This window comes from Pseudomonas sp. AIG (assembly GCF_977020205.1).
In genome coordinates, this window is record NZ_CDROCK010000131.1 from 1 (window position 1) to 724 (window position 724).

The following is a 724-nucleotide window of genomic DNA, read 5'->3' on the forward strand; positions in this document are numbered from 1 at the left end:
TCACTGGCCCCTTCGCGAGCAAGCTCGCTTCCACATTTGGAATGCGTTTCCCTGTGGAAGCGAGCTTGCTCGCGAAAGGGCCATCCCGGTCAGCAGAAAAATCTCGATCAGGCCCCGCTGTTTAAATTACTGGTTAAATAAAGCCTCCCCTTTGTGGTCCATGTTTAAATCATTGTTTAAACAAATCCGCCCCTCTGTGGTCATCTACGATATAACCTGCTCCCTCAAGGCGAACAAACCGACGGATAACCCCTTCCGGATAAACGACGTTAGCACGCTCGATAAAAATTCCTCATGGCGTTATTCTGATGTTGTCAATGATAAATAACCCCTCAGTGCTGAATGTAATGGATTTAATTCCAATTAGATTTCCTGAGTCATACGTATATAACTTTTTGAAATCACCAGATGGGTGAGTCACAGATCCGAGAACACCCCCGGATGAGTTAAGAAATTGTGCAGTCAAGGGTATAAGAGTCGACATATTGCCGACCATGAGCTGAAACGTGATTCGACTTGCTACGCCATTGCGAAGTACTAGTTCAAATTTAATCATCAAATTCGAATGGCTTGCGTACGTATACAGTTGTCTTCCCTTGAAGTTTTCATCTGAATTCATGATGTTTGTGATTTCTACATAACTTATGTAGTGCTCCCGTGCTGGCAACTGACGTGCTATGAGGGTGAACTTTCCGGTTTCTACGGTTTGTCCGACGTTGGTCAA

General features: G+C 44.6%; 1 protein-coding gene. It reads right to left on the minus strand.

Annotated elements, in window-relative coordinates:
• Positions 1-292: 292 nt before the first annotated feature.
• The coding region (locus tag ACWR1S_RS30840) for a hypothetical protein (protein WP_454566140.1) at positions 293-724 on the minus strand (432 nt) is incomplete at its 5' end.